Raw genomic sequence first — 13089 nt, forward strand, 5'->3', positions numbered from 1 at the left:
GCACGCCATCGACGCGATAACGGCACAGGTCGCCGGTGCGATACAACCGCTCGCCCGCAGTGGAAAACGGATGGGGCACGTACTTCTCTGCGGTCAGCGCCGCCCGACCCAGGTAACCCCGGGTGATGCCTGCGCCGCTGAGGTACAGTTCCGCCGAAACACCTTGGGGCACCGCTTGCAGGTCGGCATCCAGCAGGTAACTGGCGGTGTGCTTGAGCGGGCGGCCGATGTTCGCCGTGCCACCGACGGTGCGCCGGGTCCAGGTGGAATAGGTGGTGTCCTCAGAGGGGCCGTACAGGTCGTAGACATGCTCAAGGGTCGGCGACTCATACAGCGCCTCCACCAGGCTTTGCTTCAGCGGCTCTCCCGCCAGGTTGATGATCCGCACACTGGCCGGAATCCCGCCGCTGCGCTGCAACGCGGCGATGGCCGACGGCACCGTGTTGATCAGGCGCACCTGATCCCGGGCCGGCAGTTGCGGCAGCTCCAGCGCATTGCGGGCGATGATCAGCGAACCGCCGTTGGCCAGGGTCACGAACAGCTCCCACACCGACAAGTCGAAGCACACCGAGGTGGACGCCAGCACGCCCTGGATATCTTCGCGACGGTACACCGCGCGCGACCAATCGATCAGCGCCAGCACGTTGCGATGGGCAATCGCCACGCCTTTGGGCAGGCCGGTGGAACCGCTGGTGTAGATCACGTAGGCCAGGTTGTCCGGGGTCACGCCGGTGCGGGGGGCAGCGAGGGAATAACCGTCCAGGTCGAGACGATCGAGCATCAGCACCGCCGTGGCCTCAGGCACCGACAAAGTCGCCGCCACTGCCTGTTCGGTCAGCAGCACCCGCGCACGACTGTCGTCGAGCATGTAGGCCACCCGCTCGGCCGGATAATCCGGATCGAGAGGCACATAAGCACCGCCGGCCTTGAGCACCGCCAGCAAGGCGATCAGCAACTGCTCGGAGCGCGGCATCGCCACGCCGACGCGGACTTCCGGGCCAACGCCCAATTCGATGAGCTTGTGGGCCAGGCGATTGGCACGGCCATCCAGCTCGCTGTAGCTCAGTGACGTGTGGGCGAAGGTCACGGCCAAGGCATCCGGCGTGGCTGCCGCCTGGCGGGCGATCACCTGGTGAATGCACAGGCTGTGCTCGAACGACCCATCGACCGGGTTCCAGTCGTGGATCAGGCGTTGGTACTCGTCGGCTTCGAGCAGCGGCAGTTCACCGATGAGCGCACGGCTGTCGGCCACCATGCCTTGCAGCAAGCGCGTCCAGTGGCGTGCCATGCGGGCGATGGTGGCGGCGTCGAACAGGTCATCGGCGTAGGTCAGCGCCGCGTGCAGCTTGCCGGCCTTTTCCCAGGTGTCGAGGGTCAAGTCGAACTGGGTGGTGCGGCTCTGCCACGCCAGCATCGACAGCTCCAGGCCCGACGCGGTGTGAAGGCTGGCGATGTCGGCCACTTGCGGCTGGTGGTTGTACATCACCTGGAACAGCGGCGTATGGCTGAGGCTGCGCTCCACGTTGAGCGCTTCCACCAGCCGCTCGAAGGGCAGGTCCTGATGGGCCTGGGCGCCCAGCGCCGCGTCCTTGACCGCGCGCAGCAGCTCATCGACACGAGTCTGGCCGCCCAGCTCGGTGCGCAACACCTGGGTGTTGACGAAGAAGCCGATCAGCCCTTCGGTCTCGGCCCGGTTACGGTTGGCGATGGGCACGCCGACGCGGATGTCGGTGTGGCCGGTGTACCGATGCAACAGCACGTTGAACGCGCCGAGCAGGAGCATGAACAAAGTGATGTTGTGCTGCTGGGCGGTGGCGCGCAGCTGCTCGGTCAAGGCCGGTTCCACGTCGAACGTGTAGCGGGTGCCACGGTAGCTGGGCATCGCCGGACGCGGATGATCGAGGGGCAACGCCAACACGGGCTGCTCGTCGCCCAACCGGGCCTGCCAATACGCCAGTTGTCGCGCCTGCTCGCCGGCCTCCAGCCAGCGCCGCTGCCAGAGGGCGTAGTCGCTGTACTGGATCGGCAACTCGGCCAGTTGCGGCGTGGTGCCTGCCTCGAAGGCGTCGTAGCTGCGGATGAACTCGTCGATCAGCACGTTCATCGACCAGCCATCGGAGACGATGTGATGCAAAGTCAGCAGCAGCACGTGCTCCTGGTCTTGGAGCGCGAGCAGTTCGACCCGCAGCAAGGGCCCGGTGGACAGGTCGAAGGGGCGCATCGATTGCGCCTCGGCCGCACGGCGCACCGCGTGCTCGCGCTCGGCGGCTGGCAAGGCTCGCAGGTCCTGCCGCTCGATCTCCAGGGCGGCGCTGGCGGGCACTTGCACCAGGCTGTCGTCGGCCTGGCGCTGGAACACCGTGCGCAGGGTTTCATGGCGCGCCACCAGGCTGGCGAACGCCTGCTCCAGCGCCGACAGGCTCAACGCGCCCTTGAGGCGCACCGCGCCAGGCAGGTTATAGGCGCCACTCGCCGGCTCCAGTTGCCAGAGAAACCACATGCGTTGCTGGGCATAGGACAGGGCCTGGCGATCTTCGGCCTCGACGCCCCGAGGGATGGGAAAGCCGCTGAACGCCACGCCCTCCTTGTCCAGCGCCGCCAGGAACGTACGGCGCTTTTCCAGGGGCAACCCGATAAACCGGCGAGCAAGTTTCAAGGCGTCTTCAGCATTCATTTGAGGGGTATCCGGAATCAGTGGGCACAAGGCACAGAGGCAAGTCGTCCCTATAAAACGAATGCAGACCGGAAAAATTAGCGTTTGAGAATAGGTATCAGGAAGGGCTTAAAACGAGGGGCACGGATTGATGGGTAGGTGGAAGCGAGCGTGCTCGCAAAAGCTCTGGGTCAGCCAGGGAGGCGGTGACTCATTGATGCTTTCGCGAGCAAGCTCGCGCCCACAGGAGAGGGTGCAGGGAATAATGATCAGGCGCTGATTGCCAGCCCGTGTCGGCGATGATGCACGCTCAGTTGATCCTTGATCAGCCGCAGCACCCTGGCCTCGTGCTCATGGATAAAGAAGTGCCCGCCGGCCAGCATGTCCACCGAGAAACTGCCGGACGTCTCGCGGCTCCAGCCGATCAGTTGTTCGGTGCTGGCCCGGTCGGTGGTGCCACCGAGCACGTGCACCGGGCAAGTGAGCGGTGGGCGCACCCGCGGCTGGAAACGCCCGCACAGCAGGAAGTCTGCGCGCAACACCGGCAGGGTCAGGGCCATCAACTCTTCGTTGGCCAGCACCTCCTCGCTGGTGCCGTTGAGGGTGCGCAACTGGTCGATCAGTTCGGCGTCGGTTTTCGGCTCGGCGAAACCCCGGTCGTAGTCGGCTCGCATCGTTGGCGCCGCGGTGCCCGAGGCAAACAAGGCCACCGGCTCCGGGCAACCGAGTTCGCGCAAGGCATGGGCCATCTCACAGGCCAGCAGCGCCCCCAGGCTGTGGCCGAACAAGGCATAAGGCGCCTGGAGGGTCGGGCGCAGCTCCCGCGCCAGTTGCATCGCCAACGGCCCCATCTCGGTGTGCAGCGGCTCACCGAAACGCGCCCCGCGCCCCGGCAACTCCACCGGCTGCACGCCCAGCCATTGCGGCAACTTGCGCCGCCAGCGGCTGTAAACCATCGCGCTGGCGCCGGAATAAGGCAGGCACAGCAGGGTCAGTTGAGTCACTGCGGTTTTCTCCGATCGGTCGTGTGTAGAAGATAACGAAGCAACATGACAAAAAATTAGTCACCCGCCAAGCGCTCGCGCTATCGCCTTCGCACCCCCTTATACTGACGACCCTGGACTCACGCCGACCTTGAAGGAGAACGCCATGAGCTGGTCCGCCAGACAGTACGTCACGTTTGAACAGGAACGCACCCGCCCCGCCCGGGACCTGCTGGCCGCCATTGCGACCCGCGAGGCACGCTCGGTGATCGACCTAGGCTGCGGCCCCGGCAACTCCACCGAACTGCTGGTGGAACACTTCCCCGGCGCAACGGTGCGCGGCCTGGACAGCTCCGGTGACATGATCGAGGCCGCTCGCCGCCGCTTGCCCGCCGTGACCTTTGATATCGCCGACATCGGCCAATGGCATGAGCCCGGACCGTTCGACGTGATCTTCGCCAACGCCGCGCTGCAATGGCTGCCCGACCATGCCACGCTGCTGCCCGCCCTGGTGAACAAACTCGCCCCCGGCGGCAGCCTGGCGATCCAGATGCCCGACACCCTGCACCAGCCCTCCCATCGCCTGATGCGCGATATCGCGGCGAACGGTCCCTGGGCCAGCCAACTGGCGCAGGCCGCGCAGAGCCGCACCGAGGTCGAAGACCCCAGCACCTATTATTCGATCCTCAAGCCCCACTGCGCCCGCGTCGACGTCTGGCGCACGGTCTACCATCACCCGCTGGCCGACGGCGCGGCGGGCGTGGTGGAGTGGTTCAAGGGCAGTGGCCTGCGGCCGTTTCTCGCCCCTCTGGATGAGCCGCAGCGCGAGCAGTACCTGGCCCAGTACCTCAAAGCCGTCGAACAGGCTTACCCGACCCTGGACGATGGCTCGGTGCTGCTGCCGTTCCCCCGCGTGTTCATGGTGGCGACGCGTTGAAGCAAAGGCCGGCGCGGGACTAAATTCCTGAACCAGGCGCTCGTCCTCTGCTAGGACCCAAACCCACAAGAGTGAGCGCCGTGGACCTGCAAACCATCCTGGGCAAACTGTTCGCCAATGCCGGCGCCGTCGGTATCGAGGGCGTCTTCCAATTCGTGTTCGGCCCGCACCAGGCGTACTGGTCCGAGGTCAAGGCCGGCAGCCGCACCCAGGCCGGTCGGCACACCAGCCCCGACGTGACCATCGACGTGGCAGAGAAGGACTTTCTCGCAATCATGGGCGGCATGGCCAACGTCGAAGAATTGTTCGCCAGCGGGCGCCTGAAGATCGGCGGCAACATGGGCCTGGCGACGTTGCTGCCGCAGATCATCGACCATGCCCGGCATGGGGGTGGCGTGGTAGAAAAAGTCGACATGAACAAGCGCTACCCGACCCCGTCGCGCTTCAGCGAAAAACTCACCGCCAGCCTGCCGGTCCAGCGCAGCGTGGAGCGTCGACCGCGCAGCGGTTTGTCAGTGCAGGAGTTTCGCGCTCGCTATCTGCCCCACGGCATCCCGGTGGTCATCAGCGATGCGCTGCAGGACTGGCCGTTGTTCAAGCTCAGCCGCGAGGAGTCCCTGGTGCACTTTGCGCAACTGCAAGGCATCACCCGCCATGGCGACTACGTGAAGAAAACCTTCTCCACCGAGCGGGATTTCCGCTCCACCTCCATGGCCGACTTCATCGCCTCCCTCGACAGCCCCGCGGCCACGAGCGCCAACGGTGAGCCACCGGCGTACATGGGCAACAACATCCTGCCCGCGCAATTGCTGGAGCAGATCAAGTACCCGCCCTACTTCGACCCGGCGCTGTTCATCCCGCCGCGCATCTGGATCGGCCCCAAGGGCACGCTGACACCGCTGCACCGCGACGACACCGACAACCTGTTCGCCCAGGTCTGGGGCCAGAAAACCTTCACCCTCGCCGCGCCCCATCACCGCGAAGCCCTCGGCACCTGGTCCACCGCGCCCCAGGGCGGGCTCGACGGTTGCGACTTCAACCCCGACGCGCCGGACTACCAGCGCTTCCCCCACGCCCGGGACGTCACGTTCATGCGGGTGACACTGGAGGCCGGGGACTTGCTGTTCCTGCCTGAAGGCTGGTTCCACCAGGTAGCGTCGGTGTCGACTTCGTTGTCGGTGAATTTCTGGGTGAATTCGGGGCGGGGTTGGTAGCGGCAGATACCTTGGCACAATGCTCTTGTGGCTGATCACTCTTTCAACCGCCGATAACTCTGCACCGCCGCGCCCAACACCACCGCGCCGGCCACTATCGCCAGCCAGAACCCACTGCGCGCGCCAAAGGTGTCCACCAGCCAGCCGGAGCCGGCCGCACCGATTGCCACGCCGATGCTCAGGCCGGTCACCAGCCAGGTCAGGCCTTCGGTCAGCCTGGCCGGCGGCACGAGGCGCTCCACCAGGGCCATGGCGACGATCAGCGTCGGCGCAAAGGACAGCCCAGCGACGAACATCGCCGCCGACAACCCGGTGATATTGGACGCCAGCAACAACGGCAGCGTCGTCAACCCCGTACCTGCCCCACCGTACAAAAACAGCAGCGGCAAGGGCAGCTTTGAACGAAGCGCACCGAAGGCCAATCCCGCCAGGCACGAACCGAAGGCATACACCGACAGCACGATACTCGCCGCCGCCGGTTGCCCCTGTTGCTGGGCGAACGCCACGCTGACCACATCCACCACGCCGACGATGATGCCCATGGCTATCATCAACAGCAGCAACAACAGCACGTCACCCGAAGCGATGATCGAACCTTGGTGCTGGGCCTGATGCGGGTGCACCGGTGGCTCGGTGCCGCGCTGCAAGACAAACGCCGTCACCCCAAGCGCCAGCGCCAGCACCGACGCCAGCGGCCCCGCCTCCGGAAACGCCACCACGCACAGACCCACCGACAGCGGCGGCCCGACGATGAAACACACTTCATCGAGCACCGACTCCAGCGCATAGGCGGTGCGCAATTGCGGCTGGCCGCGGTACAACTCGGTCCAGCGCGCCCGCACCATGGCCGACATGCTCGGCATGCAACCGGCCAGAGCGGCGAACACGAACAGCGTCCATTGAGGCGCCTGCAAGTGCGTGCACAGCAACAGCAGCGCCAGCGCCCCGCCACCGAGTAGCGCGGCGATCGGCAAGACACGTCCTTGGCCGAAACGGTCGACCAGGCGCGACACCTGCGGTGCACAGAACGCGGTCGCCAAGGCAAACGTCGCCGCCACTGCACCGGCCAGGCCATAGCCGCCCTGCAATTGCGAGAGCATGGTGATCAGGCCGATGCCCGTCATGGAAATCGGCATGCGCGCCACCATGCCGGCCAGCACGAACCCCAGGCTGCCGGGGGCGTTGAACAGTTCGCGATAGGGGTTTGCCATGGGCTACGGGCCTTAACAGGGGGCCTGCAACTTGCCACAAAGGACGACCACGGGGGAAGCGCCCAAATGTGGTGAGAATGTGAAGACTGTCTGGCACGAGTGAACTCTCCAGGCCTCACGCCAGTCAGCCTATAAAGCCGTCCAGTGAAGGTGCCCATTCATGCAGATTTCCCTCGCCCAACAAGTCGCCCTCGTCACCGGCGCCAGTTCCGGCATTGGCGCCGGTGCCGCCAGGGCGTTGGCGGACGCCGGTGCCGCCGTGGTGCTCAACTACCATTCCAGCGCCGGCCCGGCCGAAGACCTGGCTCGCGAGATCAATGACAACGGCGGGCGCGCCCTGGCCGTGGGGGCTGATGTCTCCCGGGAAGAGGACGTCGAACGGCTGTTCGCCAAGACCCTGGAGGCCTTTGGCACACTGGATATCCTGGTGGCCAACTCCGGCCTGCAAAAAGATGCGGCCGCCGTCGACATGAGCCTGCAAGACTGGAACACCGTGATCGGCACCAACCTCACCGGCCAGTTCCTCTGCGCCCGCGCCGCCCTGCGCATCTTCACTCGCCAGGGCATTCGCCAGGGCGTGTCCCGGGCAGCGGGCAAAATTATCCACATGAGCTCGGTGCACCAGCGCATTCCCTGGGCCGGTCACGTCAACTACGCGGCCTCCAAGGGCGGTGTCGACCTGCTGATGCAGAGCCTGGCCCAGGAAACCAGCCACCAGCGCATCCGCATCAACAGCATCGCCCCCGGCGCCATCAGCACGGCCATCAACCGCGACGTCGTCGAAGGTGAACAGCGGCAGAAGCTGTTGGACCTGATCCCCTACGGCCGCGTCGGGGATGTGGAGGACGTTGCCAACGCAGTGGTGTGGCTGGCGTCGGATCTGTCCGACTATGTGGTGGGCACCACCTTGTTCATCGACGGCGGGATGAGCCTTTATCCGGGGTTTCGCGGCAATGGCTGATCATGACGAACCGCAAAGCCCCATCGAGAACCACGGCATCATCGGCGACATGCGCACCGCCGCCCTGGTCAACGACCGCGGCAGTGTCGATTTTTTCTGCTGGCCGGAATTCGACAGTCCGTCGATCTTCTGTTCGCTGCTGGACACTCCGGCGGCGGGTATTTTCCAACTCGCGCCAGACCTGCCGGACGCGCGTCGCCAGCAGATCTACCTGCCCGACACCAACGTGCTGCAAACCCGTTGGCTGAGTGACGGCGCCGTGGTGGAAATCACCGACCTGCTGCCCATCGGCGACACCGAGGATGACCTGCCCGTACTGATGCGCAAGGTGCACATGACCGTGGGCAGCGCGACGTTTCGCATGCGCTGCGCGGTGCGCCACGACTATGCCCGCGCCGCCACCCAAGCGCGCCAAGACCAGGCCCATGTCTGCTTCGAGGCGCCGGGGCAACCGAGCCTGCGCTTGTGTTCCGATCAGGCCATGACCCTGGACGGCGATGCGGCAGTGGCCGAATTTACCCTCGAACAAGGCCAGAGCGCCGAGTTCCTCTTGGGCGGCATCGACGACCCGCGGCTTCAGGACGACGTCAGCGGCATCTGCCTGGAACGGACCCTGGCGTTCTGGCGTGGCTGGATCGGCCAGTCCAACTATCGCGGGCGCTGGCGGGAAATGGTCAACCGCTCCGCCCTGGCCTTGAAGCTGCTGACCTCGCGCAAACACGGCGCCATCCTCGCCGCCGCCACCTTCGGCCTGCCGGAAACCCGCGGCGGCGAACGCAACTGGGATTACCGCTACACCTGGATCCGCGACGCGTCCTTTACCGTCTATGCGTTCATGCGCCTGGGCTTCGTCGAAGAAGCCAACGCCTACATGCGCTGGTTACGGGGCCGGGTCAGCGACTGTTGCGAACAGCCGACCAAACTCAACATCCTGTATGGCCTGGACGGCCGGCTGGAGCTGCCCGAAAGCGAATTGCCGCACCTGAGCGGTTTCGGCAATGCGCAGCCGGTGCGCATCGGCAACCTGGCCTACCAGCAGATCCAGTTGGATATCTTCGGCGAACTGATGGACGCGGTTTACCTGGTCAACAAGTACGGCGAGGCCATTTCGCACCAAGGCTGGAAACACACGGTCGAGGTGATCGACCAGGTGTGCGAGGTCTGGCAGGACGCCGACGTCGGCATCTGGGAAATGCGCGGCGAGAAACAGCATTTCCTGCATTCGCGACTGATGTGCTGGGTCGCCGTCGACCGCGCCATCCGCCTCGCCGAAAAACGCTCCCTGCCCGCCCCGTTCGCCCGCTGGGATGAGACCCGCCAGGCGATCTACGAAGACATCTGGACAAACTTCTGGAACGACGAACATCAGCATTTCGTCCAGCGCCTGGGCAGCACCGCCCTCGACGGCTCGATGTTGCTGATGCCTTTGGTCCGTTTCGTCAGCGCCCGCGACCCGCGCTGGCTCTCCACCCTGGACGCCATTGAAAAGAGCCTGGTGCGCGACGGCATGGTGTACCGCTACCGCAACGACGACAGCCCCATCGACGGCCTCAGCGGCACCGAAGGCTCCTTCGCCGCCTGCTCGTTCTGGTACGTCGAATGCCTCGCCCGCGCCGGCCGCGTGGAAAAAGCCCAACTGGAGTTCGAACAACTGCTGCGCTACGCCAACCCCCTGGGGCTGTACGCCGAAGAATTCGACAGCCACGGCTATCACCTGGGCAACACCCCCCAGGCCCTGACTCACCTGGCACTGATCAGCGCGGCAAGTTTCCTGGATCGCAAGTTGAGTGGGGAGAAAAATCATTGGCAGCCGTGAGCTGCATAACCACGCGCCCAAATAGATACCTTGTGGCGAGGGAGCTTGCTCCCGCTCGACTGCGCAGCAGGCGCAAGATGCCTGGGGCCGCTGCGCAGCCCAACGGGAGCAAGCTCCCTCGCCACGGGACGGCGGGTCAGTTAACGGGGCAGCTCCACATCATCCAGCGCCCGGTCAGCCAGCAACGCACCCAACTCGATCAACTGCAAAATCCCCAGTGCCACATGCCGTCGCGAGCCCTCCAGTTCGAATGCCAGGTCACTGACCATGGCGTTGGCCGAGGCCAAGGTTTCGCTGAGGCTGGTCAGCACCGATTCGGTATTGAGGCCCGGGACCACTGAAAATACCTGCCCATCCTGGGTGTCGGGCTTGGCCGGGGTCGCGGCAGACAAATGCGCGTCCAACGCCCGGTCGGCGGCTTCGCGGAGTTTTTGGGTATTGAAGGTGGTGTAGGCGGAAAGGTTTTCGGCTTTTGGAGGGTTGGGGGTGATCTTGACCATGACATGAATCTCCATTCAACGGTGGAGTTCGCCATTCCGCGACCAAGCAGAGGGTGGCGAACTGTACGCAGGTTGGTCGACCAGGGAATGGAAACCCGGCAGGGCCCAAAGCCCTCCCACGCACAGTCAGCCATAAAGCAGACAACCGCTCACGCGGCATCGTGCGCCATTCTAAACCCGGGCGACCAAACCCGGTCGCTGATTTTGCAGCGACCATCAAAGCCTATCCCCGGTGTTTCCTAACCGACAACCGCCACGACTCGTCAGAAAATTCCTTTCCACCCAATTTTTTGTAGGACACCCACCCGTGGCGAGGGAGCTTGCTCCCGCTCGACTGCGCAGCAGGCGCAAGATGCCTGGGGGCGCTGCGCAACCTGAGCGGGAACAAGCGCCCTCGCCACAGGTGCAGTACCTCGGTTGTGCGGGTCCCTTTATCTGCGACTAGGTTGCGAGCCCCCCAAACCCCTCCTAAGATCGATGCACCCATGGGTGCAGCGGAGCTGCCCGACAACCCGACTCAAGGATCCGACATGTCCCGTATACAACGCCCCATCACCACTGCGCCCCGAACAGGCCTGACTCGCGAAGACCTCTGGGAAGGCCAGGACCGGGGGCTGATCAAATGCTGGGAAATCGGTCGCGAGCGCGCGACGCGGTTTCCCGAGCTGGCCCAACGCTGCCTGGCCGGCGAGTTGCCGGTGCTGGGTTGGAAAGGCGGCGTGAGCCGCAGCCTGAAGAAGAACGAAAAATTCGGCTGCCTCAAGTACCTCGCCCAATGGCAAGGCCTGCGGGGCGAAGACCTGGACATCGACTTGTCCCAGGAGCGTACGCTGACGTGCTCCAGCACGAACATGATCGTGACATTCACGCCGGATCGGACCAAATACGTGAACCAGGAACCCGCCTGAGCACCGCCAGGCGCTGCCGGAGACCGATATGAACCTAGCGCCAACCGTCAGCTACGCGGTGACACCGCTGCTGCGCATCGCCTACGAGGAACACGGGCCGGCCAGCGGCGAGCCAGTGATCCTGCTGCACGGCTTCCCCTACGACCCCAGGGCCTTCGATGACGTCGCCCCGGCGTTGGCCCAGCGCGGCTATCGAGTCCTCGTGCCCTACCTGCGCGGCTATGGCCCGACCCGGTTCAACAACCCGGCGATCATGCGTTCCGGCCAACAGGCGGCGCTGGCCCAGGACCTGCTGGACCTGATGGACGTGCTGGGCATCGGCCAGGCGACGTTGTGCGGTTATGACTGGGGCGGCCGGGCGGCGTGCATCGTCGCCGCGTTGTGGCCGGAGCGCGTGCGCGGCCTGGTGACCGGCGATGGCTACAACCTGCAGGACATCCCCCACTCGACGCAACCGCTGGCCCCGGAAACCGAATATCGCCTGTGGTACCAGTATTATTTCCACACCGCACGGGGCGTCGAAGGGCTGACGAAAAATCGCCGTGAGTTGTGCGAATTGCTCTGGCGCCTGTGGTCACCCACCTGGGCCCGGGGCGCGCAATGCTATCCCCTCAGCGCCCCGTCGTTCGACAACCCGGACTTCGTCGAGGTGGTGATTCATTCCTACCGCCATCGCTTCATGTATGCGCCGGGGGACCCGACCCTGGAATGGATGGAGGAACGGCTCGCGGCACAACCGTTAATCAGCGTGCCGAGCATTTCCCTCTGCGGCGCCGACGACGGCGTGGGCCCCGCCCCTGAACAAGATGAGGACGCGGCACATTTCAGCGGTGCTTATGAACGGCGGGTGCTGGCCGGCGTGGGCCACAACATCCCCCAGGAAGCACCCGAAGCCACGCTCAAGGCATTGCTGGATCTGCTTGAAGGCTGACCGAAAACCGCTCGCGATACGCCTGGGGCGTCACCCCCATGGCCCGCAGGAAGCTGCGGCGCAGGGTTTCTTCGCTGCCAAAGCCGCACTGCATCGCCACCCGCTTGATCGGCACCACAGTATCGGCGAGCAGGCGGCGCGCGGTTTCCACACGAATCAATTCGACGGCCCGCGCCGGGGTCTGGCCGGTGTCGGCGCGGTAGTGACGCACGAAACTGCGCTCGCTCATGCCCACCTCGGCGGCCAGGCTCGGCAAGCCCAGGTCACAGGTCAGATGCTCGGCGATCCAGGCATGCAGTTCATCAAACCGGCCGCCGTTTTTCTGCAGTGACAGGGTCACGCTGAACTGCGACTGCCCGCCCGGCCGCTTGAGGAACACCACCAGATGCCGGGCGACCTCCAGGGCCACGGCGCGCCCCAGGTCATCCTCAACCAGGGCCAGGGCCAGGTCGATACCGGCCGTGACACCCGCCGAGGTCCAGACCGGGCCATCGTTGATGAAGATCGGGTTGGGTTCGACTTTGAGTTGCGGGTGCTGTTCGGCCAACTGTTCGCAGCGGGTCCAGTGGGTGACCACGCGCCGCCCGTCCAGCCATCCGCTGGCGGCCAGCAGGAACGCGCCTGTGCACACGGACGCCACCCGCCGCGAACGCGTGCCGTGATCCTTGACCCAAGCCACCAGCGCCGGATCCTTCGCCGCCTCGTACACGCCCCAGCCACCGGCAATCAGCAGCGTGTCGCTGCGCTCGGTCGGCAGCGGTTCGGCCATCAGCGCCAACCCGGCAGAAGACATCACCGCTCCGCCGCCTGCGGCGACCACCGTCGGCGCATAAGGCAACGGCAGGCCTTGCTGGCGAGCCAGGTCATTGGCCGATGCGAACACCTGCAACGGCCCGGTGACATCGAGCACTTGCACGTTGGCGAAGGCCAGGACATGAACGGATTTAGGGGTGTTGGGCATATTGGCGTGATTCG

At 65.1% G+C, this 13089-nt stretch carries 11 protein-coding genes (1 of these 11 running past the window's edge); 6 read left to right on the top strand and 5 right to left on the bottom strand.

From position 1 onward, the window contains the following. Window positions 1-2674, bottom strand: partial view of a non-ribosomal peptide synthase/polyketide synthase gene (locus tag V3H56_RS18400; RefSeq protein ID WP_338473734.1) — the 5' portion only. Its footprint begins 9680 nt before the window's first position; only the first 2674 of its 12354 coding nucleotides appear in the window; the start codon lies at window positions 2672-2674; its stop codon lies off the left edge, out of view. Window positions 2675-2922: 248 nt separating this feature from the next. Continuing rightward, entirely contained in the window at window positions 2923-3657 is a 735-nt protein-coding gene (locus tag V3H56_RS18405; RefSeq protein WP_042731904.1) for an alpha/beta fold hydrolase, read from the bottom strand. A gap of 145 nt (window positions 3658-3802) precedes the next feature. On the opposite strand from V3H56_RS18405, the gene tam reads away from it, so the two are divergent. Beyond that, window positions 3803-4573: a trans-aconitate 2-methyltransferase gene (gene tam, locus V3H56_RS18410; protein ID WP_047737816.1), complete on the top strand. Its 771-nt coding sequence runs from the start codon at window positions 3803-3805 to the stop codon at window positions 4571-4573. 80 nt (window positions 4574-4653) lie between these two features. Then, on the top strand, window positions 4654-5787 hold the full coding sequence (locus V3H56_RS18415) for a cupin-like domain-containing protein (RefSeq protein WP_338473735.1): 1134 nt from the start codon (window positions 4654-4656) through the stop codon (window positions 5785-5787). A gap of 35 nt (window positions 5788-5822) precedes the next feature. Here V3H56_RS18415 and V3H56_RS18420 read toward each other — a convergent pair whose 3' ends face one another. Then, entirely contained in the window at window positions 5823-6998 is a 1176-nt protein-coding gene (locus V3H56_RS18420) for an MFS transporter (protein ID WP_042732814.1), read from the bottom strand. 160 nt (window positions 6999-7158) lie between these two features. On the opposite strand from V3H56_RS18420, the gene V3H56_RS18425 reads away from it, so the two are divergent. Together V3H56_RS18425 and V3H56_RS18430 are read left to right on the top strand one after the other, a co-directional pair. Further along, on the top strand, window positions 7159-7959 hold the full coding sequence (locus V3H56_RS18425) for a glucose 1-dehydrogenase (RefSeq protein ID WP_053151610.1): 801 nt from the start codon (window positions 7159-7161) through the stop codon (window positions 7957-7959). After that, entirely contained in the window at window positions 7952-9775 is a 1824-nt protein-coding gene (locus V3H56_RS18430) for a glycoside hydrolase family 15 protein (RefSeq protein ID WP_053151613.1), read from the top strand. Before V3H56_RS18425 ends, V3H56_RS18430 begins: the two co-directional genes overlap by 8 nt. A gap of 140 nt (window positions 9776-9915) precedes the next feature. On the opposite strand, the gene V3H56_RS18435 is transcribed toward V3H56_RS18430, so the two are convergent. Then, complete coding sequence (locus tag V3H56_RS18435; protein ID WP_042732157.1) at window positions 9916-10275, bottom strand: DUF6124 family protein; 360 nt, start codon at window positions 10273-10275, stop codon at window positions 9916-9918. A 530-nt stretch (window positions 10276-10805) separates the two neighbouring features. Here V3H56_RS18435 and V3H56_RS18440 point away from each other — a divergent pair. Next, window positions 10806-11183 carry a hypothetical protein gene (locus V3H56_RS18440; protein ID WP_042732158.1) on the top strand — a complete coding sequence of 126 codons (378 nt, stop codon included), beginning with the start codon at window positions 10806-10808 and terminating at the stop codon, window positions 11181-11183. 28 nt (window positions 11184-11211) lie between these two features. Beyond that, window positions 11212-12114 carry an alpha/beta hydrolase gene (locus V3H56_RS18445; protein ID WP_042732159.1) on the top strand — a complete coding sequence of 301 codons (903 nt, stop codon included), beginning with the start codon at window positions 11212-11214 and terminating at the stop codon, window positions 12112-12114. Here V3H56_RS18445 and V3H56_RS18450 read toward each other — a convergent pair. Continuing rightward, window positions 12083-13075, bottom strand: a complete 993-nt coding sequence (locus V3H56_RS18450; RefSeq protein ID WP_212802855.1) for a GlxA family transcriptional regulator — start codon at window positions 13073-13075, stop codon at window positions 12083-12085. The two genes, V3H56_RS18445 and V3H56_RS18450, sit on opposite strands and share 32 nt — an antisense overlap. Between the last annotated feature and the right edge of the window lie 14 nt (window positions 13076-13089).

This window comes from Pseudomonas sp. MS646, from assembly GCF_036693845.1.
Taxonomy (GTDB): Bacteria; Pseudomonadota; Gammaproteobacteria; order Pseudomonadales; family Pseudomonadaceae; genus Aquipseudomonas; species Aquipseudomonas chlororaphis_E.

Coding starts and splice junctions, on each gene's coding strand:
- tam (WP_047737816.1), top strand. CDS start 3,803: ATGAGCTGGTCCGCCAGACAGTACGTCACGTTTGAACAGGAACGCACC.
- V3H56_RS18420 (WP_042732814.1), bottom strand. CDS start 6,998: ATGGCAAACCCCTATCGCGAACTGTTCAACGCCCCCGGCAGCCTGGGG.
- V3H56_RS18425 (WP_053151610.1), top strand. CDS start 7,159: ATGCAGATTTCCCTCGCCCAACAAGTCGCCCTCGTCACCGGCGCCAGT.
- V3H56_RS18430 (WP_053151613.1), top strand. CDS start 7,952: ATGGCTGATCATGACGAACCGCAAAGCCCCATCGAGAACCACGGCATC.
- V3H56_RS18435 (WP_042732157.1), bottom strand. CDS start 10,275: ATGGTCAAGATCACCCCCAACCCTCCAAAAGCCGAAAACCTTTCCGCC.
- V3H56_RS18440 (WP_042732158.1), top strand. CDS start 10,806: ATGTCCCGTATACAACGCCCCATCACCACTGCGCCCCGAACAGGCCTG.
- V3H56_RS18445 (WP_042732159.1), top strand. CDS start 11,212: ATGAACCTAGCGCCAACCGTCAGCTACGCGGTGACACCGCTGCTGCGC.
- V3H56_RS18450 (WP_212802855.1), bottom strand. CDS start 13,075: ATGCCCAACACCCCTAAATCCGTTCATGTCCTGGCCTTCGCCAACGTG.